Origin of the sequence: Thermococcus sp. P6, assembly GCF_002214525.1 — an archaeon.
Classification (GTDB): Archaea; Methanobacteriota_B; Thermococci; order Thermococcales; family Thermococcaceae; genus Thermococcus.
On sequence record NZ_CP015104.1, the window covers coordinates 1,374,311 to 1,399,025 of the forward strand.

Genomic DNA, 24,715 nt, shown 5'->3' on the forward strand with positions numbered 1-24,715 from the left:
AATCGTTAATCTCCGAAAATGTTAATAACCCTGATGATAACATAACCATGGTGATTCTAAATGGAGGTAACCGACAGGGAAGTTTTTGAGATTGCCGTGAATGCGGAGATAAGGGCAAAGGAAGCCTACGAAAAGCTCGCCTCACTTGTAAAAAGCGACATCATAAGGGACGAGCTTCTCTTTCTGGCCGGCGAAGAGGAGAAGCACAGGAAGGCCGTTGAGAAGATGGCCGAGAGGCTTGAGGGAGGCGAAGCAAAGCCCCGGAAGATCGAGATCGATGTGATGGGAGAGTTCAAGGTGATAGCGGAAAAGATGAGCGAGGCCATCAAAAAGCCCGACATCAACATCGACGAGATCTACGAGATAGCCATGGAAGCTGAACTCGTCAGCGAGAAGCTCTACAAAGAGCTCGCGGGCTACGCCGCCACCGAAAACACGAAAATCCTTCTTGAAATGCTCGCCGACATGGAGCGGAACCACTACAACATCCTCCGGAAGCAGTACGACTACATAACCCGTTATCCCGAGTTATATAAGGAGGAGTTCTACGACCAGCTCATGAAGGACATAAACTTCAACTTCTGAGCCTTTCCATCTTTTTCTCGATGGGTTCGTCCGGAATCTTCAGAACAACGAACTCCCCGTGGTCCATAACCTTAACGAAGCCCTTCCTCAGGTAGTAGGAATAGGCCTCGAGCCACGGGAAGGTTATAACGTGGGGGACTTTTCCGAGTTCCTTCAGCCTGTTGATAGCGAATCCAAGCAGTTTTGAGCCGTAACCTTTGCCCTTAACGGCCGGATCGACCATGAAGAACTCTATCAGTCCCGTTTTTTCGTCCTTTATCTCCTCCGGCACCCACCAGAGGGATTTGCCCTCGAGGTTGTAAACCAGGGCCACCGTTCCGGCTATCTTCTCCCCGTCCCTCAGGATGTAGAGCTCATCGAACTCCTTCCCGAGCCGGAACTCCAGAAAGGGAGCGTAAACTTTCCTGAACCCCTCGAAGTCATCCGGGGAAGGCTTCTCCTCCACCCATTCCAGAGCCGGATAGGCCCCGCCGGTTCCCCTGTAAACCCTGAAGACGAAGCGGAGCAGTTCCTCCTTGAGCTTTAAAGGTTCATCCACCCTTTCTATCCTCATCTTCCTCCGGAAAGGTTATTAGGGAGGGAACTTAAAACCTTTTGGTGATGTTATGAACGAGCTTGAGGCACTCGCTCTGGCACTCGAGGTCGAGAAGGCCGAGCTTAACTTCTACATAAGGCTCGCAAGGAAGGCGGGCAACGAAAGGGCAAGGAAAATGTTCCTCTTTTTGGCGGGAGAGGAGGCGGAGCACTGGAGCATTTTCGAGGAGAAGTTCGTCGAGAAGCTCGTGAAGGAGTGCGAACTCCCGGCCGTTGATAGGGAGATGCTTAAAAAGCTCCTCGTTAGCGCGGAAGAAGAGAACCTGAGCGAGGTGGATGCGGTTAAGATAGGCATGGAGCAGGAGAAACTCACGTGGGAGTTCTACGAAAAAGCCGCGGAAGAGGCGGAACACGAGGCCGTTAGGCGGGTCTTCAAAGAGCTGGCTAAGGTGGAAAAGGCCCATTACGAACTCCTGAAGGCCCAGTACGATTCGCTGATGAAGACGGGTATATGGATGGATTATCAGGATTTCAGTCTTGAGGTGGATTGAAGTAGGTGATGTAACCATGCTGGCGAAATATCCCTTTGAGATCCCGAAGGATAGGCCCCTTTCGAAGAGGGAGGTGGCTCAGGCTTTACGCTGGGCCATAGAGGCCGAGCTCGACGCCATAAACCTCTACGAACAGCTGGCCGAGCACATAGAGGATGAGAGGATAAAGCACATCTTTTACGACGTTGCCAACGAGGAGAAGGAGCACTTTGGGGAGTTCCTCGCGGCGCTCTTCGAGATCGATGAAGAGCTCGCAAAGTACATGAAGGAGGGCTTTGAAGAGGTTGAGGAGGAGACGGGCATAAAGGTTGAACTGTGACCTTTTCTTTTTCCGAACCTTTTCTTTGATTACCCTCCCTGAGCGGTCCGTTGATGAACCGTTATGACCAACGAAAAACGTTATTAAGGTTCGACGTCCATATAATTTCGGTGATGTCTATGGTTGAACCCCTTGTTAAGCATGCCTACGAGACCGAAAAGAAGGCGGCCGCAAGTTACACCGATGGGCTGGGAAAGCTCAGGGGACAGGGCTTGAGGTACACGAAGGTTGAAGAGGCCGTCGGCAGGATAGCCATAGATACGATAATCCACAAGCACCTGATGAACGCCATCCTTGAGGCCCAGAAGGAGCTGGAAAAGCTCGCCGGCGAGGGGCCGGTGTCCGAGCTGAAGGAGGTCGAGCTTTCCCCGGAGCAGAAGGCTCTGGTCAAGCGCTTCGCAGAGATGCACCTCGAGATAGAGAAGGACATGATAGAAACCTACCAGAAGATGGCTGAGAAGATGACCCACCCACTCTTCAAGGGCCTTGCGGAGGCCATCGTCGAAAACGAGAGGGAGCACCACAGAATCCTCGCGGAGCTGATAGCGAAGTATAAAGAATGAAAGGTTGCACTTTTTCCTTTTAATTTCTGATGGTCAGGGACCGACGTGCATCATCTGGCCGTACATCTCCCAGTCCAGAAGGAGCTCGTACTCGGCCCTCAGGGTGTAGTAGTGCCCCTTCTCCATGTCGCTGAGGTAACGCATGAGCCTCTTCCTTTCCTCCGTCTCGACGATCTTCTCGAGCTCCTCGTAAAAGTGGGCGGCTATCTCCTCGGCTTTCATTGCCCAGCGGATGAGCTCTATAAGGTCCTGAGCTTCCTTGAGTTCCTCGGCAACGGGTTTGAGTTCGGGGCCTATATGCTCCTTCGGAAAAACGACCTCCTTTCCGGGGAACATGTTCTCGTATATCCTCCTGAGAAGTGCCTCATGTTTTCCTTCTTCTCCGGCAAGCCATTGGATCTTTTTCTTAAGTTCTTCGATCTCCACCCTTTCGGCGAGGCTCCTGTAGAACTCTCTGGCTCCGATCTCGGCCTTTATGGCCATTCCAAGGAGTTCCTCAAGAGAGAAGTCCCTTATCCTTTCGAGGGGAAGCCCCTCCTCAATCTCAACCATGGTCAACCCTCCTCCAGTAACAGTCCGAGTTCATTGTAAACCCTCACCTTATTAAACCCTTTCTCTTTCAAAATCTGAATCGTGTCTTTAACGATCTTCTTCTGGACGTTGATCGCCATCACCTGACAGAAGTGGCACTCGGGCGTTGAGCGGGCCAGAAGGAGAAAAACATCCACGTTCTTCCCCTCCACCGTCAGCCCGTAGAGGAGCCCCTCATCCACTATGTCCAGCTCTGTTTCGGGGTCCTTTACGTTCCGGAGGAGTTGAACCACGGCCGAGACTTCAAGAGGCAGGTCTTTTTTTGGCCCCTTTTTGGGCTTCCTTTTGAGGATCTCGAAGAGCCCCATGCGTTATACCTCGCTTATGTCCTCAGCGGTGTAGCCCTTCCGGTTTTCAAAAACCCCGACGGGGTTGTTGCTGAGGTCGTAAACGTAGACGTTCTGAAACCTCACGAGGGCAAAGCGTTCGATTATGTCGCCGATTATCTTCGAGTAGGCCATCGCACTCGAGCCGGTTATGTTGTACTCCGCGTGGCTTTCGAACCTGAGCCAGACCTTTAGGGTGTCGTCCTTCACCTCGAGACCCGCCACGACACCGGAGTCGAGTATGTCGCCACCGGTAACCGGGTCGGTTATTTTCGAGAGCTCCTCCAAAACGGCCCTGTAGTGCTCGGGCCAGTCCCTGTCGGGCGTGTAAACCTTCATCTTATCACCGTTTTAGAAGCCCTTATCTTCTCCTAAGTCCAGTTATCGTTATGATGAGGGATCTCAGATACTCCGGGATAGCGGGTGTTGTAGCTTACTGGCTCTTCGTCGCCTGGAGCATAGGAGAGAATCCATGGTTCAGCTTTACCAAAAATGCTCTCAGCGACCTGGGTTCACCCGAGAAGGCCAGCGCTCCCTGGATTTATAACTACGGTCTCATAGTTACGTCCCTCTTCGTACTGGCGTTCTCCCTCTATTTGATGCTCTCGGCGGAGAACAGGCTTCAGACGGTTGGCGGAGCCTACGTCAGCGTATCCTCACTCTTTTTAGCTCTCATCGGGGTCTTTCATGCAGGCACGAGGCCCCATACCTTCGTCTCGACGTACTTTTTCGTCCAGTTTTTCCTGGGGATGCTGCTCTACGGGGTGGGTTCGAAGGATAAGGCCATTCGCTACGGTTCCGTTAGCCTCTTCCTACTCGCGGTGCTGGGAACTCTCGTAAGCTGGTCCTCGGCAGCACTGATAGAGACTTACGAAATAGGGTTGATAGCGATCTTCACCCTGCTGGTTGCGGTTAAGCACTGAAAGCGTTTCTGTTTAATCTTTTTCATTTTGAAAACAAAACAGTTATAAACAATGCCGGCTAACTTCATCCATAAGTCACTTGACGTTTCTTTGAATTTTAGGGTTTCGTGACTAAAAGGTGTGTTCGAAATGAAAGGAAAAAGAATAGCAGGCTTTGCCCTGCTTCTGGGAATTGTAATGGTAGGGGCCTTTATCTCGGGCTGTATTGACCAAGGAACCGCTACAAAAACCGTTACAAAAACCGTGAGTTCTTCATCGTCAGAAACTTCCACCGTAGAAACTTCCACTGTGAGTTCAACGCAGGTGGAATGGGAGTCCACGGAAAGGGAACTAAAGACACTCGTAGATGATTACGACAGATCTATATCCGATGCGGGTGAAAAGTTCGTCAAAACGGGCTTTGAACTCCAGAGCGAGGAAATCCTGAACTGGGATGGATCTTCAAGGGAACTGCTCGAGATGGCCAAAGAGGAGAATGACCCCGAGAGCAGAGCTCTGATCCTCAACGATCTGGCCATGCTAAGATACCACGAGCTAACCAACATGAGAACCCTTGCAGGAATCGGGGCACTTGAGCGCTCCTACTGGGAAAACGCCACAACCGGCGAACCAATAGAGCCCTTTTACAGCATGAGGGGGACTTTCTTCTACGTCTCCGGGAAGGGCGTTGAGAAACTGGACAGAGCCGGAATCGTGGAGAGGATGAAAACGGTTAGAGGCTACGAGATGGAGAGCATCGAGATATACCATTTCGGAACAGGAAGCTGGCTGAGGGCCATCCGCGAGGGCGGGAGGACCGTGAGCCATGTGGTTTCTATCAGGACTGGTACCAAAAACGGCTTCAGGATGAAAGCGGTAAACGGCACGGGTTCCTCACTCAGGCTGATCGATCCCGAGACGGGAAAAACCGTCATGAAGATTGCCCCGGATAAGGAGGGCGTTTACTTCGTTCCCCCTGTCGACACGACCCTTATCGGTATGGCGGATGACGAAGGATTTTGTTACAAAAAGCTCCCAATGGATACGCATACCCTCACTACCATTCCCGAGGGGCCGGACGAGCCTCTGGTATGCCCCTCTCCACAGGTGGCGCCGTTCATATTCGATCCCACCGGAGACGAACCCGGTCCGGTACCACTTGAGGACGCTTACCTCCTTCCGGGCAAGTACCGGGTAACCACCCTCGTTATGAAGGCCGACCTCAAGGAACTCGCCGAACAGCTCGTTAACTTAAACATGAGAGTGGGTGACGATGTGCTCGCGGTTGAGACCCCGACAAGGGCAAAGAAGGCCCTCGATGCCTTTCAGGATGCCATAACCAAGTCTTACCCGGTAAAGATGACCACCCCCGCAGAACCCTGCTCCTGCACGGTTAGTCCCCTCCTAAAAGATGTCTTTGGGAGAACCTTCGGCGGACCTTTTGATGAGGTTCCCAAACCGAAGGTCCTTAACATAACCCTCGGAAACGGCCCCTATATCCCCGTCAACTGGGAGAAGCTTGAGAACCAGAGCTCTACCATTGTGGTTTATACCATCACCGACTCCAGCGGGGACACGTTGATAGCCATAGGGGATGAGGGCGTTAAGCAGGGGACGAAAAAGCCGACTCCCAACAGGCTCGCTGCAAACTACCTCGACAGGGTTTACCTCGAGGTCTTCACCGGCAGGAATGCGGCCGGGGAAGAAATAAGGGTAATTGCCTTCAAGGTGCTCAATCCTGATGGAACGGTCGGCTTTAGAACCACAACCATAACCAAAAATGATGTGAGGGTGAGCATCATGGAATCCCCGGTGGGAGAGATCCAGCGTTAAAGCCTCTCCTTCTTTTCCATCAGGTTTCTTCTTACCTCTTCTCTTATCTGTTTTAGGGCCTTTGCGTACTTTTCGAGCGTCCTGAAAAGCCTCTCGACCCTTTCCACGTATCTCTCATCACCGGGTTCTTCGTCCTTAAAGAGGTCCTCCACGTTGTAAAAGAGCACGTGAGCTACGGGAAGCATGCGATAGTTGACTGAGGCCAGTCTGAGCTCCTGCAGGAGCCTCGTTCCTCCGGTAACCACAGATACCGTGATGATTCCGACGGGTAACCCCTCGTACTCGTCGTATATCGTGTCGAGGAGTATCTTCAGCTCGCCCGGGTAACTTCCATTGTACTCTGGGGCAACTATGACGAGGGCATCTGCCTCGAGTATCTTTCCCCTGTACCTCTCCATCTCGGGGGTTATCCTCCAGCGGTGGGTATGGCAGAGAAGGTAATCCCTCACGTCTATCAGCTCGGCATCCCAGCCAAGCTCCACTGCTTTTTTAAGGACGTATCTTGCTATTTTTTCACTTTTCCGACCTTCCCTTGCGGTTCCGAAGATTATCTTAACCTTCATATCATCACCTGCAACAGTTTCATCCTCGAACTTTTAAGTTTGTCCTTTCAAAATACAAACCAGTGGATCTTTCCCCTTTTCAATTCGTTAGGAAAACCTTTTTAAATTAGGGCAACCTAACAACATTGAGGTGAACACAATGCTGAAGGTTGGAGAAACTGTTCCGGACTTTGAGGCAGATGCCTACCTTCCGGAGAAGGACGAAATTGGAAAGGTCAAACTTTCGGACTACGGAGGGAAATGGGTGGTTCTGGCATTTTACCCGGCCGATTTTACCTTCGTCTGTCCAACGGAGCTTGAGGAACTGGCTGACCATTACGAAAAATTCAAAGGAGAGGGTGCTGAAATCCTGAGCGTTTCCACGGATACAGCCTACGTTCACAAGGCATGGCACGACGCTTCTCCCGGAATAAGGAAGATAAGGTACCCGATGCTCGCGGATCCGGACGGAAAGATCTCCAGACTGTTCGGGACCTACAAGGAGGATGAGGGACTCTCATGGAGGGCCACTTTCATAATTGACCCGGACGGAAAGATCGTCCACATGGAGATGCACGATCTGAGCATAGGCAGGAGCGCGAAGGGTCTGTCCCGCGAGCTGGGAACCCGGTAAGGAAACCATTGAGGTCAGCCTTCGATCTGATAGGGAAACTCTGATTTCTCCTGTTTAGGGCCGATTCTTCACCCGGAGGGTTGAACCTTTTTGGCATTTTTTACTTTTTAAGCTCAGGTAAGCCGTTTTTACTTTAGTATTTTGACTCATGGTTGTTAGATTTTAGCATTTTTTTGTTCAAAATGTTTTTATACTGTATTAAGTATTAAATATTGGTGATCCAAGTGGCAAGATTTGGATTATGGTGGATTAGATGGGATGGCTCTAAATACACATCGAGGATGAGCGGGAGCCTGGAAGAGTTTAGGGAGCTTGGTTTTGACTACGCTGTTGTTTTGGGGTCGAGTGGTGTGAACATCCAGTACACCGGAAACGCGGAAACTGACGCGTTTAATCTTTCTGAGTACTTGAGTGATACTATGGACATGCCATATTACGTTACGATACCTTTCTCCACCCCTTCCAAAGAGCCCAGAGGAAATATAACGGGAAGTTTTGAAGGGTCTTACTGGGAAAAATGGATTGATGTCTTTACTAAATCCTCGGATCCCAATTTGAAGGGGTTCTACTGGAGTCTTGAGAACGCTTGGATGTTTAAGGATGACCAAATAAACCGTAATAGGGGCATATCTCATGGATTAATACAGGCAATGTCCGAGAAGATACACAATGCGGGATTTGAATTCATATGGATCCCATCAGCGTGTACTCTAAAGCTGGATGGAACCAACATCTTTCCACTCAATAATTCCGAGTGTAAGAACTGCCCAGGTGCTTACGAGTTCTTTGACTACATCTTCGTGCAGCCGAACTACTATTTAGGTAAGGGAGAAAATGTATTTTCAGATTATAGTGACCTCGAGAATTATCTGAGAGAATTACAGAGATTAAAGTCAACTTATCATGCTTGGAATGTTTATTTGGAAATGGAAGCTGATGAATGTGTCATCGGAGGAGGTGGAAACTGCAGGACCTGTTACGATCCTGAAAATTGTACAAGGCTGGCGGGTGATTACATAAGGGGGCAACTCAATGTTTTTGGCAGAAAGTACTCTCAGAGAGCTTACTACTTCAGAGTAACCTTTGATGTTCTCAGGCACGTTGATTCCTACTGCAGAAGCAATCTGGGGGTTCCCTATGTATAAAAAGGCGCTTGTTCTTTTCATCTTTCTATCACTCTCCGGTAACGTACTGGTGAGTGCCGGTGAATACATCTGCGGTCCTCACTCAAATGTTGCTCCCTACGAGTACTGCAACTTTTATACCGGCATCAAAACCGGGGAAGATGATGCTATAATATACGTCTCTTGGGACGCTCTCGGGCCCGGGATGAGCGGGCTACCCACCCCGAGTATGGTCGGTGACTACTACTTCTACTTCAGGGACGGGAAGCTCTACTACCTCGGGAGCACCCTTGGAGCCGAGGAGCTTTTTTACGAGTTCCACGAAGGGCTCTGGTACCTGAGCGACTGGAGGGCCATCAACCCAGAGGGGCCGTGCATACTGAAGAACGTCACCCCTCCCGAGAAAATCAAGGAAAAACTTTGCTCCTGCGGTGAAAACATTTCAATAAAGTCGCCCGCCTATCCGGTAACCCTGAACGGCTCAAAACTCTATGTCTCGAACGGGAACGTTTCCTACGTTATCGAGGTTCCGGACAATATAACCATTCCCGTTTTCGAAAATGTGAGCTTTTGGGCAACTTTCCTCGAAAAAGGTGTTCTGATAGTTAACGAACCCGATAGCTTCCTCGTCCCCTTCGACTGGAGCAACATCACCCTGCTGTACTATGATGGGAAGTCACTTTATCCCCTGAACCTCACGGAGGCCCTTGGAAACTGCCTGCCCGAGTGCCGGGAAGAATCAAACACCTTATCGGAGCGTCAAAATAGGACCTCGAGCATCCAGCGTCCGGAGCGTCAGAAAGGATCCTCAAATTTCCAGTGGGCCCTCCTCGCGGCATTTATTGTGCTCCTGCTCGCCTTCTGGAGGACGAGGAGGAAGTAGTAAGCTGCCTGCTTTCCTATCTTTTCTGTGAATTGGGTTGCCGCCTGATTCCAATGCAATTTTCGGGTCAATGGATTGGGAAGGGACAGATGAGAGATAAGTTTTCCATACCTTCAGAGATATTAAACCCAGAGTTAGCAATAGAGAGCATATTATCCATTTTACGTGGAGTTTCCCTAGGGACAAAAACAATGGGAGGAGCACAACACCCACGGCAGAATTCATCAGAGAGATCAGGGAGATTGCAGATGCCCGTATCTCCGATGGGATTATCGAGTTTCTGATATAACCCATGAAGACGTAGTATAGACCGATAAGAACCTCAAGCACGTATAGAAGTCCCAGCACCATTATATAGCCAGTATTCCACTTTACCATCAACCCTATGGCAGCCGTAATGATTGCCCCGGATATCAGGAAAAAGCTCACTCCCTGAAGAGGCTTTGAAACCCTTCTCGCAATGTAGCTACCGAGGGACATGGAGAGCATCAGGGAAAAATATACCGGGCCAAGTATACTTTCGGGTGCTCCCAAGGTCTTTAGCGTTACGGGCCACACTACAAAGAATACTGAAAGCATTGAAGATACAATCAAACTCAAAAATACGAGCATTGAAAAATCGATGTTCCTGAAGAGTCTCAAGTTTTTCCTCAAAAGGGTCTCATCCCCGGAATATCCTCTATTATCTGGAAGGAAAAGCAATACTACCGGGGAAAACACTCCCACGAGACCGGATAGAAACAGCGGCCATTCTAGTCCCCAATATTTGACGAGGATACCTGACAGTATTGAGGCAACAACACCTGAAATATTTTTTAATGTCCCCATGTCAGAAAATAGTCGCTTCACATAGTTTTTCCCGAATTCATCCACTGCCCATGCTTCCAAAGATCCGGAAATAAACGCCATTCCGGCTCCTCCGAGGAATGCTGAAAGTAGTACAATGTGAATCTGAAGTCTCCTAAATGCTGTCAGCAATATCATGCTCATCCCAAACAAAAACGTGCCCACCATTGTGGACTTGAGTCTTCCGAATTCATCGGCAAATATTCCAGATGGGTACTCAAACAGCAGGTTGGAGAGCCTATTTAATGAGTATGAAAGGCCGATCCATGATAAGGCGATATGAGTGTTAAGGTACAGTACAAAATAGGGCCCCGGAAGGTACATGGAAGCGGAGAGTGCAAAATAAAACAAAAGGAATATCAATCGTTCATTTGAAGCTTTTCTATATGAGGGCATAATGGATCCTCTCGTTCTATTGTAAGTCAGATTTTTAAAATTTTCTTAAACTTATATTTAATAACTCAAAGTTGGGAAATTTCTATAAAAATACTTTTATAAGAAGAGAATAATTTGTAACTGATAGGATGTCTGCAGATATCATAGACGATTGAGATAGTTCTGGAATAAGAATCAGAAAAAAGAAAACATTGATCTGGTTAAGCTCTGTAATAGGCGGGTTTCTCCACGCTTTTCTTCACGTTTGTATCCTTGATGACGAATTCATCGTACTCCTTCCCCTTTTCAACGATCTCAACGGCTTTTCCACCAAGTTCTTTTCTCATACTTAGTTTTATCCCATAAAAGACCCTCCCGCCGATGAACTGCCCGTCTCTGAACCTTAACTCCAGAATGCCATTGCTTGGCTTCAATGATGAACCAGATAAGGCATACAAAAAAGAAAACACCAAAGAAAGACCATGGGGAGGAAAACAGCTCAACGCCAAGTTTGTGGAGGAGGTGACATATCCCAATCCAAAAGACAAACCATCCAATCGATGTGGCGGCGTTAACCCAGAGATGCCTTCCCTTTGTATGCCCTGTTTCGTGGACTAGGGCGGCTTTAATCCCATCGTAAGAGTTGTGCATGTAGACGCTGGAAAATGGAGCGATCTCGTAAACCGCTTTGGCGTCCTCAACGTTCCGACGCTCGTATACCTGAAGAACGGAAAGGAAGTGGAGAGACAGAACCTGATAAGGAGAAAGGAGGATGTCGAAGAAAAATTAAAGAAACTGATGAAGTAGCACTCCGGGGGTGCGGCACGATACTCCGGCAGGCTGTTTCTGAAATCTCTCGCTTGGTTAATGATGATGTTTAACTCTAATATTTTTGCAATGATGTTTATTTTCGACAAAATTTATTAGGCTTAAATGTCCATACATACTCGGCGATGTCCATGTATGGCAACTGGGGAAAGTTTCTACGTGTTAACCTCTCCACGGGAGAGGTGAAGGTCGAGGAGTACGATGAGGAGCTTGCCAAAAAGTGGCTTGGGAGCAGGGGACTGGCCATATACCTCCTCCTTAAGGAGATGGACCCGAAGGTCGACCCCCTTAGCCCGGAGAACAAGCTGATAATATCTCCCGGCCCGCTGAGCGGGACGAGCGCCCCGACAGGTGGAAGGTACAACGTTGTTACGAAGAGCCCGGCCACAGGTTTCATAACCATGTCCAACTCCGGAGGATACTTCGGCGCCGAACTCAAGTTCGCTGGCTACGATGCGATAGTGATCGAGGGCAAAGCAGAGAATCCCGTTTACATCTACATAAAGGACGAGAACGTCGAAATCCGTGATGCGAGTCACCTCTGGGGCAAGCTCGTGAGCGAGACTGAGGAGACCCTGAGAAAGGAGATAGGAGGCAAGAAGCTCAGGATAGCCTCCATAGGCCCGGCGGGAGAGAACCTCGTTAAGTTCGCTGCCGTTATGAACGATGGGCACAGGGCCGCGGCAAGGGCCGGTGTTGGAGCCGTAATGGGAAGCAAGAACCTCAAGGCTATAGCCGTTGAGGGAAGCAAGACCGTACCAATAGCGGACAGGCATAAGTTCATGCTAACGATCAGAGAGAAGATAAACAAGCTCAGAAACGATCCCGTGGCCGGGGGAGGGCTGCCGAAATACGGTACCGCCGTTCTGGTCAACATAATCAACGAAAACGGTCTTTATCCAACGAGGAACTTCCAGACGGGAGTTTACGAGTACGCCGAAGAACAGAGCGGTGAGGCGATGGCGGCAAAGTATCTGATCAGGAACCAGCCGTGCTACGCCTGTCCGATAGGCTGTGGCAGGGTGAACAAACTCCCAACGGGTGGCGTTACGGAAGGACCCGAGTACGAGAGCACATGGGCCTTTGGAGCGAACCTCGGCATAAACGACCTCGCAAGCATAATAGAGGCAAACCACATGTGCGACGAGCTCGGGCTCGACACCATCTCAACAGGTGGAACCCTCGCAACGGCCATGGAGCTCTATGAGAAGGGAATCCTAAAGGATGAGGACCTCGGGGACGCTCCGCCCTTCAGATGGGGCAACACGGAGGTTCTCCACTACTACATCGAGAAGATCGCAAGGAGAGAGGGCTTCGGTGACAAGCTCGCTGAGGGCGGATACCGCCTTGCAGAGAGCTACGGCCATCCGGAGTACTCCATGAGCGTCAAGAAGCTTGAACTTCCAGCTTACGATCCGAGGGGAGCCGAGGGACACGGCCTTGGTTATGCAACGAACAACCGCGGTGGCTGCCACATAAAGAACTACATGATAAGCCCGGAGATACTCGGCTATCCCTACAAGATGGATCCGCACGATGTAAGCGACGATAAGATCAGGATGTTACTCCTCTTCCAGGATCTCACCGCCATAATTGACGCGGCCGGTCTGTGCGTCTTCACGACCTTCGGTCTCGGACCCGATGATTACCGCGACATGCTCAACGCGGCCCTCGGTTGGGACTTCTCAACGGAGGAGTACCTCAAGATAGGAGAGCGTATCTGGAACGCCGAGCGCATCTTTAACCTCAAGGCCGGCCTTGACCCTGCTAAGGACGATACACTGCCAAAGCGCTTCCTCGAGGAGCCCATGCCCGAGGGACCGAACAAGGGATACGTGGTCAGGCTCAAGGAGATGCTGCCCCGCTACTACAGGATGCGCGGCTGGACGGAGGACGGAAGGGTTACAAAGGAGAAGGCCGAGGAGCTCGGGATCGCTGAGTTCCTTTGATTTTCTTTCCCATCTTTGTCCAGCAACGTTTTTATACTGCTATCCCCGTATTATCCTAATCGCCGGAACTGAAACGTTCGGGTCCCCTAACGGGTGGTGGATGAGGTGGAAAAAGAGGTCGATAGGGAGTACACCTTCACGCTCTGGGACGGCAAGGTCATCGTGAGACCCAAACTCGACATGAAGTACCTCTACATAGAGACAACGAGCAGGTGTAACCTTCACTGTGAGATGTGCTTCAAGCAGTACTGGGAAGATACCGAGGGAGATATGGATTACGAACTTTTCCTCAAGATACTCGACGATGCTGAGGAGTTTCCGAACCTTGAGATGATATACTTCGGTGGGATCGGCGAGCCTTCGGTCCATCCCCGCTTCATGGACATGGTTCGTGAGGTGAAGAGGCGCGGTTTCGCCCTCGGGATGAGCACCAACGGGACCCTTCTAACGGACAGCATGTTGAGGGAGTTCTCGGAGCTTGGCGTTGAGCTGGTGTACTTCTCAATGGACACCGTTCCAACCGCTCAGAACGCTCTAACCCTCGGGCACATAGCGGCTGCGGTAACCGCGGAGAAGATAAGGAAGCTCGTGAAGTACCGGGAGGAGACAGGAACCCACAAACCGAGCATAGGGGTTGAGGTGGTTGTAACGAAGGAAAATTACAGGGAACTCCCGGAACTCGCAAGATACCTCAGGGATTTGAAGGTTGATGCAATGCTCGTCTCCAACCTCCTTCCCATGACGGAGGAACAGGTGAAGGATATCGTTTACGATGGAAGCGTTGACATGAGGCCCATAGTTGACGAGCTCTACAAGATAGCCAACTCCGGGCTCTACATCAAGCTCCCCAACTTCGAGCTCAAAACCGAGAGGCAGTGTGACTTCGACGAGAACAACGTCGCGGTCGTGAGGTGGGACGGGGAGGTCTCACCGTGCTACCGCTTCCTCCACTCCTACCACGAATACATCTTCGGCAGAAAGAAGAGGGTAAACGCCTACTCCTTCGGCAACGTTCGTGAAAAGAGCCTTGCGGAGATATGGACGGGTGAAAAATACACATGGTTCCGCTTTACGATGAAGAACTACATGTATCCATCCTGCACCGACTGCGAACTCAGGGATGCGTGCGATTTCGTTAAGACGAGTGACATAGACTGCTGGGGCAACGAGCCGAGCTGTGCCGACTGCCTCTGGGCGAGGAGATTAGTCCTCTGTCCCATTCCGCAGCACATGTTTGGAAAGTTCTTCTGACCCCCTCTCCAAAGAATCAAATACGTGCCGCTGTTTTGATGGGAAGGGAGACTATTATTGTGGGTAAAAAATTGGAAAACCTCACTAAATACTGAGATCAAAAAGCTCCAGTGCTTATGCCACAGATCTTTGCAAAGGGACAGATCGAACAATCTTCAGTGTAGGGCTCCAGAGAGGGCTCACCCTTGACCGCTTTGGTTATTTCCTTCGCCTTTTTCATATCCTCATCCTCCCCCTCAAGGACGAGCGTCACGCTTCCTTCCGCTCCTCCAGCACCGCCGGCCGCTATTGGAAGAGCTTCCACGTTCGCCAGTATTTCGTAAGCCTCAATCTCGGTTATGGGTACTGCGTGGGGAATCGGAACCAGTGCCGCATACAACCCGGTGCCCCAGTCAAAAGAGATGATGCGGCCGGGATAATAGCGAAAGTGCCCGGAGTTGTATCGGTTTCTCCGACGAGGGTGATGGAGTATGAGAACGTCCCTTCCTATCTTGGAGAAGCTCTTAGGGGACAAATTCATCATCGGGATCGAGATAATAAATGGAAAGGCGTATGTGTTCTTTGAAAAGATTGAGGGATGTTGGAGGCTTACCGGTGGGAACCCGGGGTAAAGTTGTGGTTCTCCCAAGCGGGGGCATAGATTCCCGGTAGCCATATTGCGACTGCCCCTTCGGGCGGGGAGGGTGGTTACGCAGGGCGAACTGGAGGAGTTCGAGCGGATAAGGGAGGAGCTGGAGAAGGAGGGGGTAATCTAATATTAGCAGTTCTTATGAACCTCTAACTCGGGCCTTCAAAATCCTTTTAAACCACCGCCAGCATCGTATTTTGGGGGTGGTCCAGTGCACAATCATAGATCCCATGAGCTCAAGGGAAGGATGCTCTTTTCAGTTTTATTAAACTTCACCATAACAGTTGCTGAAGTTGTAGGTGGAATCCTTTCGGGAAGTCTTGCCCTTCTAAGCGATTCCCTTCACAACTTCAGCGATGCCCTGAGCATTTTAGCGAGTTACGTTGCGATGAGAATCGGCGAAAGAGAAAGGAACGAAAAATACACATTTGGATACAGAAGAGCTGAGATTCTGGTGGCTTTTGTCAATTCCGCAATTCTCGTTGGAGTTGTAGTTTTTTTGCTCGTGGAGGCCTACAAGCGGTTCATGAACCCGAATCCGATCCACGGTTCCTTAATGCTTGGGGTTGCTCTGATAGGGCTTTTTGCGAATCTGATCTCCGTCCTTCTGCTTCATGAACACTCCCATGAGAACATAAACGTCCGCTCCGCTTACCTTCATCTCCTCACTGATACCCTGTCGTCCGTGGCCGTTGTAATCGGTGGAATCGCCATAATGGTCTGGAACGTTCTCTGGTTAGATCCCCTCATAACGGTTGCCATCTCACTCTACATCCTTAAGGAAGGATTTGACATACTCAGGGAGACCCTTGAGGTCCTCATGGAGGCCTCTCCGGAGCTTGATTTTGAGGCCATAAAAAGGGAAATAGAGAGCATTCCGGAGGTTAAGAACGCCCACCATTTCCATGCCTGGCGCGTTGGTGAAAAGGAAACCCACTTCGAGTGCCACGTTGAGGTAAAAGACATGCCCGTGAGCAAGGCGCAGGAGGTTATAGATAAGGTTGAAAAGCTCCTCGGGAAGTATGGGGTAACGCACGTGACGGTTCAGCTCGAGTGTGACAGGTGCGAGGAAAAGGATGTAATCTGCGGTGCTGAAAAAACAAAAAATGGGGCTCAGGGGTCACCGAATTAGGATATTGCCCCTGAAGGGCAGATCCTCTGACAGCCCCTGCAGAACTCCACACAGCTCTCGGGATTGACAAAGTTTTTTGATCTATGCTTGTATGGGTAATTTTTTTCTCATTGTTTAATGTCGTTCTTTATCCCTACCCTCTTTGCTATCTCCAGAGCGACCTTGAGGACATCCTCACTGGTTATGTCAAGGGTGGGCTGCTTTGCTATTCCGAAGTCCGTAACCGTGAAGCTGTAGTCAACCTTTATGCCGGCCTTCTCCATAACTTTGGTGGCACATTTCATGGGGCAGCCGTCTATGACTATTACCCTCCTCGCCCTCTTTCCGATGTCCAGATGCATCTTCGAGCCGGCCGCCACGGCTGTTGTACAGCACATTCGTGCGTTCTGTCCTTTGTTGGTGAGCAGAACTCCCACCTCATGACCGATCTCCCCAACGCTCGCCGCTCCCGAGCAGGTGAAAATTATGTCGAGGTTCTCCGCTTCCTTGTGGCACGAGGGGAGGAACTTCGGCAGTTTCTCCATCTCGATTTCCTCATTTTTAGAATTCTCCACCATTTTCCGTCACCTCACTGATAACTGAGAGAACCTTATTTAAAAATATTTTCATATGTGATTATTTTCAACCATAAGTTCCCAACCTGAACATTTAAGAACATCTTCATATGAATACTTATTGATGGGTATGCTGTTCCTTAGAAACGTTACCTATTCCGCAAAGGGCAGGAAAATAGTCGAAGGCGTCAACATGCGCTTTAAGGATGGCATGAGCTATTCCATACTGGGCCCCAACGGGGCGGGAAAGTCAACCATAGCGCACATCCTCATGGGCGTAATCAAACCGGAGGCGGGTAAAGTCCTGCTCGATGGGAGGGACATCACGGATCTTGGCCTGACGGAGAGGGCAAAACTTGGAATCTCCCTTCTCTGGCAGGAACCGGCCCGTTATGAAGGGATAACCGTTGGTGAATACCTAACCCTCGGGGGAAAGCTGAACGTGGATAAGGAGGAGCTGAGGAAGGTCTTTGGGATAGTCGGGCTGTCCTACGACCTTTACTCCCGCAGGTTCGTGGATAAAAGCCTCAGCGGAGGGGAGAGGAAGAGGATTGAATTGGCCTCCATCCTGCTTCTGAAACCGAGGTACGCCATCCTCGATGAGCCCGATTCCGGGCTGGACATAACGGCCGGTGACCTGATCGATGGGGCTCTAAGATATCTGGAAAAAGCCGGCACGACCGTGATTTTAATTACACATCACGAAGAGATCGCAAAGAAGACCAACTTCAGCTATTTTGTCTGCGGGGGCAGGGTGGTTAGAAAGGGGTTTTCCGAGGAGGTCGTTGAATACTACAAGAAGTTCTGCGGGAAATGTCCGCTTCTGGAGGGGATGGGCGATGGTCATTAAGATGGATAGGGTGAAGGAGTACGAAGCTCTGGTTGAGGTTTACGAGAAGGAGGGTTTGGACACATCGCTCTTCGGGGACAGGGTAGCCGCGATAATAATCAGCGGGGACAGGATACTCGGCCTGAACAACGTTGAGGGTGTTGAGATAAGGGGCGAGGAGATGGAGAACGGCGTTAAGGCGAGGGTGAAGATAAGTGACAACGTTGAGCTTCCCTTCCCGATACACCTCTGCACGGGGTTTTTGAAGAGCGAAGGCTACCAGAGGGTCGTTTTTGACATAAGCCTCGGAAGAAACTCGAAGGTTAAGTTCCTGTCGCACTGCATCTTTCCCTACGCCAGAGACTTCACCCACGATGCCTACGCGAAGATCAGGGTCGGCGAGGGCTCAACCGTTATTTACGAGGATGAGCACGTTCACGGTGAAGGCGTCAGGATGAGGAGTAAGACCGACGTGGTGGTGGGGAAGGGGGGAAGGTACACCGGGAAGTTCTCCCTTATCAGGCACCGTGCGAGGGAGCTCAGGCTCGAGATGAACGCTGAACTCGAGGATCACGCCGTTTGCGAGCTCGTCTCGAAGGTGAAGGCCGTCAAAGACGATTCCGTCGAGACAAAGGAAGTAGCGTACCTCAACGGGAAATCCTCAAGGGCGAACCTGAAAACGATCGTAATAGCCTTTGACAGCGCGAGGGCGAACGTGATAAACGAGGTCCACGGCCTCGGGGATTACGCCAGAGGGCACGTGGAATGCCGCGAGATAGTGAAGGGAGATGCAGATGTTCAGACGATACCCATCCTCAGGGTTAAGAACGAGAGGGCAGAGCTCACCCACGAAGCGTCGATAGGGCGGATAAACGAGGCCCAGCTCAACCAGCTCATGGCGAAGGGACTGACCGAGGAAGAAGCGGCGGATCTGATAATCAAGGGGCTTTTGAGGGAATGAATTTATTAAGGGAAGGACGTGAGAGATCTTCCATTTTCGTTGTATTGCGGTCTATAGCTTTCTGGAGGTAATGTCCATCACATCTTTCCAACTCCAGATCAAAAAAATTAAATATTGAAAAGTACGTACAGTATTATGAAACCTCGGAGGGGGTACAGGGATGATAAGATTGAAACTTCCGGGTGTTTTACTTCTTAGTTTATTCCTTTTGGGGATCGCCTCCAGCATGGGGTTTACGTCAACCAAAACTACAGATTCGTTGCCTGCAAATCCAGCCAATGATGATTTTAACGTGCTTACAAAGAAGTTGCTCTCAGGGGAGCCGGTTTATTTTTATGGAAGGGACGCTCCAAAAAACGCCCAGAGGTTAATAGATGCTTTACATGAGGAACTCGGCGTTGTGATTGACTTCAACAAAGCCAGCACGTCAGATATCCGCTTCATTGGCGTTGTAATTAAGCCTACCGGTGGGAATAGATACTACACCGCCTATTATATTGTCGAGGGCCCGGTTGATCTACAGAAGGAAGTAATGAACCTCCAAAAACTAAGCGAGGATGTGAAGAAGCTTGAGCTCTCGTACGTCACCTCTCAGGTATTTCCTCCCGGTCTTGAAATTTCCGATAACTGGAAGCGTGTAGGAAGTATCTCATGGAAAAGAAGCGCCTTGGTCTACCTGGGACAATACGCATACATGGAGTTCAAAGCGGATTACGCCTATATAACCACAACTTCGGGCCAGTACTGGTACCTGGTGCAAACCACCCACCGGGGGAGGCCAACAACGTCCACCATTGCGGTAAAAGACCTGGAAACAATAGTAGATGCCAACCATCCTCAAAATACATGGCAGCAGATAGAGGATTGGTGCCCCAAAAATAATGGTGGACCAACAACCATCCACAGTCACACATTCGCAGTTGATAATGCAAATGAGTGTTCCTCAACCCCTACCGTTAGCTACGAGGCCAGCGAGGGTTATTATATGAAGTGGTACGATTACACCGGCGGTTATGAGAGCAAATTGGACGTTGTCCATGAATTGTATAAGAAACGGATAGGCCCGGATATCGCATGGGGAGCCCGGTTCACGGTGGAACCCTCGGCAATATTTTCCGCCGATCCTTCCAAAGGGGGAGGAGGCAAATATTACCTAAGCTTGGATCACGTTGCAAAGGGAACCTTTTACGTTAAGTCCCCAACTTTAGCGATATTTCCAATGAGCCCCTCACCAATACAATTCCACGTAACCGTATATCCATGGACGATTGCTAACTCATAGCTGTGCAACGTTATAAAAAAGGTTCAGCCGGGTCGGACTATTTCAACCTCTCCCCTTATCTTCTCCGCTCCGACCGTGTTGAACACCGTCCCGTATTTCTCCGCCAGTTCCTTTGCCCTTAGAATCTTCTTTTCGTCTTCTCCTGTGATTATGGTTATTTTGTAGGTGATTTCCTTCAACTGCGGCTCATCCAAACCGCGCCATCCTCTAACTTCGATTCTCAGGGCCTTAACGTCGAGCCGCATCTTCCTGATTAACCTCCCCCAGTTGACGGTCAAACAGCCGCCGATGGCCGAGAGAAGCATCTCCGTTGGGTTCGGGCCTTTGTTTTCCCCATCCGTGTTGGTGTCTATGGAAAAGGCGAATTCCCTTACCCTTGCCTCGCTCCCAACGTTACCGTCCCATTCGAGTTCCGCTTTGTACTCGAGTCTCTCCAAAGCCATCACCAATGGATGAAACATATTTCTTGTATAAAAGGTTGCTGGAGATTAAGGGATATGGGGATAAGCCCGGATTAAGTTTCTTTAGCTGTTTTTTCGTTGGGCGCTTTCCGTTAACCAAAGGTTGGTAACATTAAGGTTTGAAAAAATACTTAAAACGTGCTACTAAATACGAATTTGGTGACAAAGGGTGGAGGAGTTTTCGGTCAGGCCGATAGGTGTGATAAGATCTCCATACAGGGAACCAAGTCAGACTCCGAGGCAGGGAAGGTTCTCGGATGAGGTTGTGGAGATTGAGCTTTTTCCAGAGTTTGAAAAGGGTTTGAAGGATATCGAGACCTGCACTCACCTCATAGTTCTTTACTGGCTCGACAGGGCTAAGAGGGACGTCCTAACTGCAATCCCTCCCCATGATGGGGCTGAGCACGGTGTCTTCGCAACACGCTCGCCACACAGACCAAACCCCATAGGTTTCTCGGTGGTGGAGCTGATTGAAAGGAAAGGCAGGGTACTGAAGGTGAAAGGACTCGATGCCATCGATGAAACTCCGGTTGTTGATATCAAGCCCTATTCATCAGCTATAGATTCTGTAGAAACGGAAACTGGGCCGAATAAGCGGTCGGAATTTAAGGGATTGCTGCTTAAAGCAAAGGAATTCCATGGCCACATCTGCCCCTTCGTTGCACTGGGCGTTAAGATGTCAGCAATCGCGATGGAAAGGCTTGGAGTTGAAAAAACCGAGGGCATTAATGAGGAAATTCTTGCGATTGTGGAGTGCAACAACTGCCTGGTTGACGGAGTGCAGGTTGCCACGGGCTGCACATTTGGAAACAACTCCCTGATATACCTGGATCTTGGAAAGAATGCCCTAACGCTCGTTAGAAGAGACGACTGGAAAGGCGTGAGGGTTTACGCTGATGCTGAAAGGATAAGAAGGTACTTCGATAAAGAAGCTTTGGAGCTTTTTGAAAAGGTCGTGGTGAGACGGGAAGGTAGCAGGGAAGATGTTGAGAAACTAAAAGGGCTCTGGGAAGAGATCGGCTGGAAGATGCTTGACATGAGCGAAGATGAGTTCAAAGTCGAGTTCGTTGAGGTTGAGCCGATTGAGAGGGCGCCTATCTTTGAGAGTGTGAGGTGTAAGGGCTGCGGAGAGCTTGCGATGGCCACGCGCGTTAAGGATGGGTTGTGCCTGAAGTGTGCTGGTGGTTATTACGCTGTCGTGGGCAGAGGGATTGTGAAGTTTGTTGATGGGAAGATGGGGGAAGTGATAAGATGAAGGAGTATCTGGCCTTTGTTTTGGTTGGGCTCCTTGCTATATCCATGGCGGGATGCATAGGCCAGACAAAAGCACAAACACCCAGCCAGACGTACATAACGGTTGAGGATCTTGCTGGGAGGACGGTTAAAGTTCCGGCAAACGTTAGCAGAATTGTGGCTTCAGGGTCAGGAGCACTCAGACTCATAGTCTATTTAAATGCGACTGACAAACTTGTTGGAGTTGAGGATTTTGAAAAGCATCACCGGATAATTGGTAGGCCTTACAGAATGGCACATCCAGAACTTGTAAATCTGCCGAGCATAGGGAAAGGTGGGCCACTTGTTGAGATAGATTACGAGAAAGTTGTAAAGCTTAAACCAGATGTAATATTCGTAACCTATGTTGATGCAAGGACTGCAGATAACATTCAAGAGAAGACGGGAATTCCAGTTGTTGTTCTGAGCTATGGACCACGTGCAACTTTCGAACTGGACAAGATATATAAATCCTTAGAGGTTGCAGGAAAAGTTCTTGGGAAAGAAGAAAGAGCTAAGGAAGTCATAAATTACATTGAATCGATTGTAGACGACCTGTCAAAGCGCACAGAGAATGTTGAAGCTCCAAAAGTCTATGTTGGCGCAGTATCTCGGAGGGGGACTCATGGTATAGAAAGTACGATGCTCAAATGGCCTCCATTTCTCATGCTCCACACCAAGAATGTAGCGGATGAGATTTGTGGTGAAGGATGGAGAATGGTAGACAAGGAAAAGATCCTCGAGTGGAATCCGGACGTGATATTCATAGATGAGGGGGGCCTCGGGATGGTCCTTGACGATTATCGGAAGAATCCAGAGTTCTACAGCTCCCTAAAGGCCGTTAAAAACGGAAACGTCTACGGAACACTGCCGTTCAACTTCTACGCCACAAACATCGGAACGGCACTGGCGGACGCGTACTTCATTGGGAAAGTTCTATATCCAGAGCGCTTCAAGGATGTTGACCCGGTGAAGAAAGCCGATGAGATATACACTTTCCTCGTCGGAAAGCCGGTTTACGAAGACATGGCAAAAGATTGGGGTGGTTTCGGAAGGATTGATCTGGACAATGCAACCGTTGAATATTCACTGCCGACCTCACCGTGATGGGCCATGAAAGCTTTAAACAGAAAAGCGAGCGGGGATGTTGGAACGGCCTACGAAAAGCACGTGGCTAAAAAGGCTTTCATCGGCATCGTTCTTTCCCTGTTGATTATTCTGGTTGGCCTCTACTCCTTATCCCATGGTTCATACGGTCTTTCAATCCATGGGGTCATTGACGCCCTCCTTGGTGATAACAATGGAAGGGCCAGTCTCGTCATCTGGAACATCAGACTGCCGAGGATAATAGCCGCGGTTCTTGTCGGTGCATCGCTGGCCGTATCCGGAGCGGTCCTGCAGGGCATCCTCAAAAACCCCATTGCAACCCCCTTCACGATGGGAATCTCACACGGTGCCATGTTCGGGGCCTCTCTGGCGATACTTCTCGGGGCCGGCTATGCCGAGAGCTCCGGGAGGATAGTCCTCGACAATCCATACGTGGTCGTTCTCTTCGCATTTCTCGGGGCAATAACCGGAACCGCGGTCATAATTGCCCTCGCAAAGCTCAAAGGGCTTAGCCCCGAAGCCATGATTCTGGCGGGGGTGGCTATGAGCTCCCTCTTCGCGGCCATGACAACCCTCTTGCAGTACCTTGCCAGCGAGCTTCAGCTGGCCGCGATGGTTTACTGGTCGTTTGGAGACCTCGGCAGGGCCACGTGGAGGGAGAACTTGGTGATGCTGGCTGTTTTTGTCCCCTCTTTCCTCTATTTCCTGTCCACGGCTTGGGATCTGAACGCTTCCACCATGGGGGACGACGTTGCGAGGTCGGTTGGCGTAAACGTCGAGAGGGTCAGGCTCATCTCAGCGTTCTTGGCCGCTTTAATAACGTCCGTGGGGGTTGCCTTCGTTGGAATAATTGGCTTCATAGGGCTTTTGGCACCCCACACGATCAGGCTCATCGCTGGAGGGGACTACCGCTTCCTCGTTCCCCTCTCAGCGCTGGCCGGAGCCTTCATTCTCTTAACCGCTGACACGGTTGCAAAACTGGCCTTCTCCCCGGTGGTTCTCCCGGTTGGTGTCATTACATCCTTCCTTGGCGCACCCATGTTCATATACCTCCTCGTAAGGATGGAGGGAAGGTTATGAAGGCCATAACCGTTGAGAACCTGCGGTTGGCCTACAACGGAGGGGCAGTGTTGAGGGGGGTGAACCTTGAAGTACAGGAAGGGGAGTTCGTTGTAATACTCGGGCCGAACGGGGCCGGAAAGACCACCCTCCTCAAATGCATCGCCGGCCTTCTCCCCTGTGATGGAGCGGTTAAAGTCTTTGAGAGGCCCGTTGAGCACTATCCCGGGGACGAGCTTGCAAAGGTGATTGCCTACGTCCCCCAGAGATTTGAACCGGGTTTCATGACGGTTTTCGACACCGTTCTCCTTGGCAGGAGACCATACATGTGGCTGAGGCCATCGAAACGGGACGTTGAGGTGGTGGCAAGGGTTCTTAGGGAAATGGGAATCGAACACCTGGCCATGAAACGGGCCAGTAGACTGAGCGGTGGCGAGCTGCAGAAGGTTAGCATCGCAAGGGCTCTGGCTCAGGAACCAAGGATACTCCTCATGGACGAGCCAACCAACAACCTTGACATTAAGAGCCAGCTTGAAGTGATGAGAATTGCAAAGAGCTTCGCTGAGAACGGCGGAACGTCCATAGTGGTCATGCATGATGTGAATATGGCTCTTCGTTTCGGGGAGAGGTTCATATTCATGAAAGACGGCAGAATCATGGCCAACGGTGGAAGAGAAGCACTGAGGGAGGAGCTCTTTGAGAACCTGTACGGTGTGAAGGTTGAAATAAGGGAAGTGAATGGAGCCCCCTTTATCGTTCCCCTTTAATCTTCAACCGGAGCAATCCTGCTGAAG

The 24,715-nt window shown here is 50.3% G+C and carries 28 protein-coding genes and 3 pseudogenes; 21 read left to right on the forward strand and 10 right to left on the reverse strand.

Features of this window, described 5'->3' with window-relative positions; all coding sequences use genetic code 11:
• Positions 1-60: 60 nt before the first annotated feature.
• Positions 61-585, forward strand: a complete 525-nt coding sequence (locus A3L12_RS07410; protein ID WP_088883026.1) for a ferritin family protein — start codon at positions 61-63, stop codon at positions 583-585.
• On the opposite strand, the gene A3L12_RS07415 is transcribed toward A3L12_RS07410, so the two are convergent.
• A complete protein-coding gene (locus A3L12_RS07415; protein ID WP_088883027.1) occupies positions 575-1,138 on the reverse strand; it encodes a GNAT family N-acetyltransferase in 564 nt (187 codons plus the stop codon). The two genes, A3L12_RS07410 and A3L12_RS07415, sit on opposite strands and share 11 nt — an antisense overlap.
• Before the next feature lie 52 nt (positions 1,139-1,190).
• Here A3L12_RS07415 and A3L12_RS07420 point away from each other — a divergent pair, with 52 nt between their 5' ends.
• The 3 genes from A3L12_RS07420 to A3L12_RS07430 all read left to right on the forward strand — a co-directional run bounded on the left by A3L12_RS07420 (position 1,191) and on the right by A3L12_RS07430 (position 2,552).
• Positions 1,191-1,670, forward strand: coding sequence for a ferritin family protein (locus tag A3L12_RS07420; protein WP_088883028.1), 480 nt, complete (start codon positions 1,191-1,193; stop codon positions 1,668-1,670).
• Between the two features lie 16 nt (positions 1,671-1,686).
• Positions 1,687-1,989 carry a ferritin family protein gene (locus A3L12_RS07425; protein ID WP_088883029.1) on the forward strand — a complete coding sequence of 101 codons (303 nt, stop codon included), beginning with the start codon at positions 1,687-1,689 and terminating at the stop codon, positions 1,987-1,989.
• A 113-nt stretch (positions 1,990-2,102) separates the two neighbouring features.
• A complete protein-coding gene (locus A3L12_RS07430) occupies positions 2,103-2,552 on the forward strand; it encodes a ferritin family protein (RefSeq protein WP_232462929.1) in 450 nt (149 codons plus the stop codon).
• Between the two features lie 33 nt (positions 2,553-2,585).
• On the opposite strand, the gene A3L12_RS07435 is transcribed toward A3L12_RS07430, so the two are convergent.
• Genes A3L12_RS07435 through A3L12_RS07445 form a run of 3 tightly spaced genes read right to left on the reverse strand, consistent with a single transcriptional unit; the run spans position 2,586 to position 3,808 of the window.
• The gene (locus A3L12_RS07435) at positions 2,586-3,104 is read right to left on the reverse strand and encodes a ferritin family protein (RefSeq protein WP_394335075.1); all 519 of its coding nucleotides are present in this window, start codon (positions 3,102-3,104) and stop codon (positions 2,586-2,588) included.
• Positions 3,105-3,106: 2 nt separating this feature from the next.
• Positions 3,107-3,451, reverse strand: a complete 345-nt coding sequence (locus A3L12_RS07440; RefSeq protein WP_088883032.1) for an iron-sulfur cluster assembly protein — start codon at positions 3,449-3,451, stop codon at positions 3,107-3,109.
• 3 nt (positions 3,452-3,454) lie between these two features.
• Positions 3,455-3,808, reverse strand: coding sequence for an iron-sulfur cluster assembly protein (locus tag A3L12_RS07445; protein WP_088883033.1), 354 nt, complete (start codon positions 3,806-3,808; stop codon positions 3,455-3,457).
• Between the two features lie 50 nt (positions 3,809-3,858).
• Between A3L12_RS07445 and A3L12_RS07450 the strand changes: the two genes are divergently transcribed.
• Together A3L12_RS07450 and A3L12_RS07455 are read left to right on the forward strand one after the other, a co-directional pair.
• Positions 3,859-4,392: a DUF998 domain-containing protein gene (locus A3L12_RS07450; protein ID WP_335755175.1), complete on the forward strand. Its 534-nt coding sequence runs from the start codon at positions 3,859-3,861 to the stop codon at positions 4,390-4,392.
• 129 nt (positions 4,393-4,521) lie between these two features.
• Positions 4,522-6,204 (forward strand): hypothetical protein, encoded by a 1,683-nt coding sequence (locus A3L12_RS07455; RefSeq protein WP_157726716.1) that lies wholly within the window; start codon positions 4,522-4,524, stop codon positions 6,202-6,204.
• Here A3L12_RS07455 and A3L12_RS07460 read toward each other — a convergent pair.
• Positions 6,201-6,767, reverse strand: coding sequence for an NADPH-dependent FMN reductase (locus tag A3L12_RS07460; protein WP_088883035.1), 567 nt, complete (start codon positions 6,765-6,767; stop codon positions 6,201-6,203). The two genes, A3L12_RS07455 and A3L12_RS07460, sit on opposite strands and share 4 nt — an antisense overlap.
• A gap of 139 nt (positions 6,768-6,906) precedes the next feature.
• On the opposite strand from A3L12_RS07460, the pseudogene A3L12_RS07465 reads away from it, so the two are divergent.
• The 3 genes and pseudogenes from A3L12_RS07465 to A3L12_RS07475 all read left to right on the forward strand — a co-directional run bounded on the left by A3L12_RS07465 (position 6,907) and on the right by A3L12_RS07475 (position 9,387).
• Positions 6,907-7,424 (forward strand): annotated as a pseudogene (locus A3L12_RS07465) (peroxiredoxin).
• A 171-nt stretch (positions 7,425-7,595) separates the two neighbouring features.
• On the forward strand, positions 7,596-8,525 hold the full coding sequence (locus A3L12_RS07470; protein WP_157726717.1) for a hypothetical protein: 930 nt from the start codon (positions 7,596-7,598) through the stop codon (positions 8,523-8,525).
• On the forward strand, positions 8,518-9,387 hold the full coding sequence (locus tag A3L12_RS07475) for a hypothetical protein (RefSeq protein WP_088883037.1): 870 nt from the start codon (positions 8,518-8,520) through the stop codon (positions 9,385-9,387). Before A3L12_RS07470 ends, A3L12_RS07475 begins: the two co-directional genes overlap by 8 nt.
• Here A3L12_RS07475 and A3L12_RS07480 read toward each other — a convergent pair.
• Both A3L12_RS07480 and A3L12_RS08460 read right to left on the reverse strand, forming a co-directional pair.
• A complete protein-coding gene (locus A3L12_RS07480; RefSeq protein WP_088883038.1) occupies positions 9,313-10,629 on the reverse strand; it encodes an MFS transporter in 1,317 nt (438 codons plus the stop codon). The two genes, A3L12_RS07475 and A3L12_RS07480, sit on opposite strands and share 75 nt — an antisense overlap.
• Positions 10,630-10,829: 200 nt before the next feature.
• Positions 10,830-10,955, reverse strand: coding sequence for a hypothetical protein (locus A3L12_RS08460; protein WP_257788806.1), 126 nt, complete (start codon positions 10,953-10,955; stop codon positions 10,830-10,832).
• A 298-nt stretch (positions 10,956-11,253) separates the two neighbouring features.
• Here A3L12_RS08460 and A3L12_RS07490 point away from each other — a divergent pair, with 298 nt between their 5' ends.
• From A3L12_RS07490 to A3L12_RS07500, 3 genes are all read left to right on the forward strand, one after another.
• Positions 11,254-11,415, forward strand: coding sequence for a thioredoxin family protein (locus A3L12_RS07490; RefSeq protein WP_232462886.1), 162 nt, complete (start codon positions 11,254-11,256; stop codon positions 11,413-11,415).
• A 152-nt stretch (positions 11,416-11,567) separates the two neighbouring features.
• Entirely contained in the window at positions 11,568-13,385 is a 1,818-nt protein-coding gene (gene aor / locus A3L12_RS07495) for an aldehyde ferredoxin oxidoreductase (RefSeq protein ID WP_088883041.1), read from the forward strand.
• Between the two features lie 105 nt (positions 13,386-13,490).
• Positions 13,491-14,636, forward strand: a complete 1,146-nt coding sequence (locus A3L12_RS07500; RefSeq protein ID WP_088883042.1) for a tungsten cofactor oxidoreductase radical SAM maturase — start codon at positions 13,491-13,493, stop codon at positions 14,634-14,636.
• Between the two features lie 97 nt (positions 14,637-14,733).
• On the opposite strand, the pseudogene A3L12_RS07505 reads toward A3L12_RS07500, so the two are convergent.
• Positions 14,734-15,042: pseudogene (locus A3L12_RS07505) on the reverse strand (hypothetical protein); the annotation flags it as partial.
• On the opposite strand from A3L12_RS07505, the pseudogene A3L12_RS08505 reads away from it, so the two are divergent.
• Together A3L12_RS08505 and A3L12_RS07515 are read left to right on the forward strand one after the other, a co-directional pair.
• Positions 15,007-15,281 (forward strand): annotated as a pseudogene (locus A3L12_RS08505) (tRNA 4-thiouridine(8) synthase ThiI); the annotation flags it as partial. The pseudogenes A3L12_RS07505 and A3L12_RS08505 overlap by 36 nt on opposite strands.
• A 230-nt stretch (positions 15,282-15,511) precedes the next feature.
• Positions 15,512-16,396: a cation diffusion facilitator family transporter gene (locus tag A3L12_RS07515; RefSeq protein WP_088883253.1), complete on the forward strand. Its 885-nt coding sequence runs from the start codon at positions 15,512-15,514 to the stop codon at positions 16,394-16,396.
• Between the two features lie 107 nt (positions 16,397-16,503).
• On the opposite strand, the gene A3L12_RS07525 is transcribed toward A3L12_RS07515, so the two are convergent.
• On the reverse strand, positions 16,504-16,953 hold the full coding sequence (locus A3L12_RS07525; RefSeq protein WP_088883043.1) for a putative zinc-binding protein: 450 nt from the start codon (positions 16,951-16,953) through the stop codon (positions 16,504-16,506).
• A gap of 127 nt (positions 16,954-17,080) precedes the next feature.
• Here A3L12_RS07525 and A3L12_RS07530 point away from each other — a divergent pair, with 127 nt between their 5' ends.
• The 3 genes from A3L12_RS07530 (at position 17,081) to A3L12_RS07540 (ending at position 20,022) form a co-directional block, all read left to right on the forward strand.
• The gene (locus tag A3L12_RS07530) at positions 17,081-17,800 is read left to right on the forward strand and encodes an ATP-binding cassette domain-containing protein (RefSeq protein WP_088883044.1); all 720 of its coding nucleotides are present in this window, start codon (positions 17,081-17,083) and stop codon (positions 17,798-17,800) included.
• Entirely contained in the window at positions 17,790-18,740 is a 951-nt protein-coding gene (locus A3L12_RS07535) for a SufD family Fe-S cluster assembly protein (protein WP_088883045.1), read from the forward strand. The genes A3L12_RS07530 and A3L12_RS07535 overlap by 11 nt, the downstream gene beginning before the upstream one ends.
• Positions 18,741-18,900: 160 nt before the next feature.
• Positions 18,901-20,022, forward strand: coding sequence for a hypothetical protein (locus A3L12_RS07540; protein ID WP_088883046.1), 1,122 nt, complete (start codon positions 18,901-18,903; stop codon positions 20,020-20,022).
• A 23-nt stretch (positions 20,023-20,045) separates the two neighbouring features.
• On the opposite strand, the gene A3L12_RS07545 is transcribed toward A3L12_RS07540, so the two are convergent.
• Entirely contained in the window at positions 20,046-20,459 is a 414-nt protein-coding gene (locus A3L12_RS07545; protein WP_088883047.1) for an OsmC family protein, read from the reverse strand.
• Positions 20,460-20,652: 193 nt separating this feature from the next.
• Between A3L12_RS07545 and tsaA the strand changes: the two genes are divergently transcribed.
• Genes tsaA through A3L12_RS07570 form a run of 4 tightly spaced genes read left to right on the forward strand, consistent with a single transcriptional unit; the run spans position 20,653 to position 24,688 of the window.
• Positions 20,653-21,738, forward strand: coding sequence for a tRNA (N6-threonylcarbamoyladenosine(37)-N6)-methyltransferase TrmO (tsaA, locus tag A3L12_RS08490; protein WP_335755176.1), 1,086 nt, complete (start codon positions 20,653-20,655; stop codon positions 21,736-21,738).
• Positions 21,735-22,862, forward strand: a complete 1,128-nt coding sequence (locus tag A3L12_RS07560; RefSeq protein ID WP_088883048.1) for an iron ABC transporter substrate-binding protein — start codon at positions 21,735-21,737, stop codon at positions 22,860-22,862. The genes tsaA and A3L12_RS07560 overlap by 4 nt, the downstream gene beginning before the upstream one ends.
• A gap of 6 nt (positions 22,863-22,868) precedes the next feature.
• Positions 22,869-23,942 (forward strand): iron ABC transporter permease, encoded by a 1,074-nt coding sequence (locus tag A3L12_RS07565; protein WP_088883049.1) that lies wholly within the window; start codon positions 22,869-22,871, stop codon positions 23,940-23,942.
• Positions 23,939-24,688, forward strand: a complete 750-nt coding sequence (locus A3L12_RS07570) for an ABC transporter ATP-binding protein (protein ID WP_088883050.1) — start codon at positions 23,939-23,941, stop codon at positions 24,686-24,688. Before A3L12_RS07565 ends, A3L12_RS07570 begins: the two co-directional genes overlap by 4 nt.
• The last annotated feature ends 27 nt before the right edge of the window (positions 24,689-24,715 follow it).

Excerpts from the sequence above, each read along its gene's own strand:
- A3L12_RS07410 (WP_088883026.1), top strand. The coding sequence starts at position 61 with ATGGAGGTAACCGACAGGGAAGTTTTTGAGATTGCCGTGAATGCGGAG.
- A3L12_RS07415 (WP_088883027.1), bottom strand. The coding sequence starts at position 1,138 with ATGAGGATAGAAAGGGTGGATGAACCTTTAAAGCTCAAGGAGGAACTG.
- A3L12_RS07420 (WP_088883028.1), top strand. The coding sequence starts at position 1,191 with ATGAACGAGCTTGAGGCACTCGCTCTGGCACTCGAGGTCGAGAAGGCC.
- A3L12_RS07425 (WP_088883029.1), top strand. The coding sequence starts at position 1,687 with ATGCTGGCGAAATATCCCTTTGAGATCCCGAAGGATAGGCCCCTTTCG.
- A3L12_RS07430 (WP_232462929.1), top strand. The coding sequence starts at position 2,103 with ATGTCTATGGTTGAACCCCTTGTTAAGCATGCCTACGAGACCGAAAAG.
- A3L12_RS07435 (WP_394335075.1), bottom strand. The coding sequence starts at position 3,104 with ATGGTTGAGATTGAGGAGGGGCTTCCCCTCGAAAGGATAAGGGACTTC.
- A3L12_RS07440 (WP_088883032.1), bottom strand. The coding sequence starts at position 3,451 with ATGGGGCTCTTCGAGATCCTCAAAAGGAAGCCCAAAAAGGGGCCAAAA.
- A3L12_RS07445 (WP_088883033.1), bottom strand. The coding sequence starts at position 3,808 with ATGAAGGTTTACACGCCCGACAGGGACTGGCCCGAGCACTACAGGGCC.
- A3L12_RS07450 (WP_335755175.1), top strand. The coding sequence starts at position 3,859 with ATGATGAGGGATCTCAGATACTCCGGGATAGCGGGTGTTGTAGCTTAC.
- A3L12_RS07455 (WP_157726716.1), top strand. The coding sequence starts at position 4,522 with ATGAAAGGAAAAAGAATAGCAGGCTTTGCCCTGCTTCTGGGAATTGTA.
- A3L12_RS07460 (WP_088883035.1), bottom strand. The coding sequence starts at position 6,767 with ATGAAGGTTAAGATAATCTTCGGAACCGCAAGGGAAGGTCGGAAAAGT.
- A3L12_RS07475 (WP_088883037.1), top strand. The coding sequence starts at position 8,518 with ATGTATAAAAAGGCGCTTGTTCTTTTCATCTTTCTATCACTCTCCGGT.
- A3L12_RS07480 (WP_088883038.1), bottom strand. The coding sequence starts at position 10,629 with ATGCCCTCATATAGAAAAGCTTCAAATGAACGATTGATATTCCTTTTG.
- A3L12_RS08460 (WP_257788806.1), bottom strand. The coding sequence starts at position 10,955 with ATGAGAAAAGAACTTGGTGGAAAAGCCGTTGAGATCGTTGAAAAGGGG.
- aor (WP_088883041.1), top strand. The coding sequence starts at position 11,568 with ATGTATGGCAACTGGGGAAAGTTTCTACGTGTTAACCTCTCCACGGGA.
- A3L12_RS07515 (WP_088883253.1), top strand. The coding sequence starts at position 15,512 with ATGCTCTTTTCAGTTTTATTAAACTTCACCATAACAGTTGCTGAAGTT.
- A3L12_RS07525 (WP_088883043.1), bottom strand. The coding sequence starts at position 16,953 with ATGGTGGAGAATTCTAAAAATGAGGAAATCGAGATGGAGAAACTGCCG.
- A3L12_RS07530 (WP_088883044.1), top strand. The coding sequence starts at position 17,081 with ATGCTGTTCCTTAGAAACGTTACCTATTCCGCAAAGGGCAGGAAAATA.
- A3L12_RS07535 (WP_088883045.1), top strand. The coding sequence starts at position 17,790 with ATGGTCATTAAGATGGATAGGGTGAAGGAGTACGAAGCTCTGGTTGAG.
- A3L12_RS07540 (WP_088883046.1), top strand. The coding sequence starts at position 18,901 with ATGATAAGATTGAAACTTCCGGGTGTTTTACTTCTTAGTTTATTCCTT.
- A3L12_RS07560 (WP_088883048.1), top strand. The coding sequence starts at position 21,735 with ATGAAGGAGTATCTGGCCTTTGTTTTGGTTGGGCTCCTTGCTATATCC.
- A3L12_RS07565 (WP_088883049.1), top strand. The coding sequence starts at position 22,869 with ATGAAAGCTTTAAACAGAAAAGCGAGCGGGGATGTTGGAACGGCCTAC.
- A3L12_RS07570 (WP_088883050.1), top strand. The coding sequence starts at position 23,939 with ATGAAGGCCATAACCGTTGAGAACCTGCGGTTGGCCTACAACGGAGGG.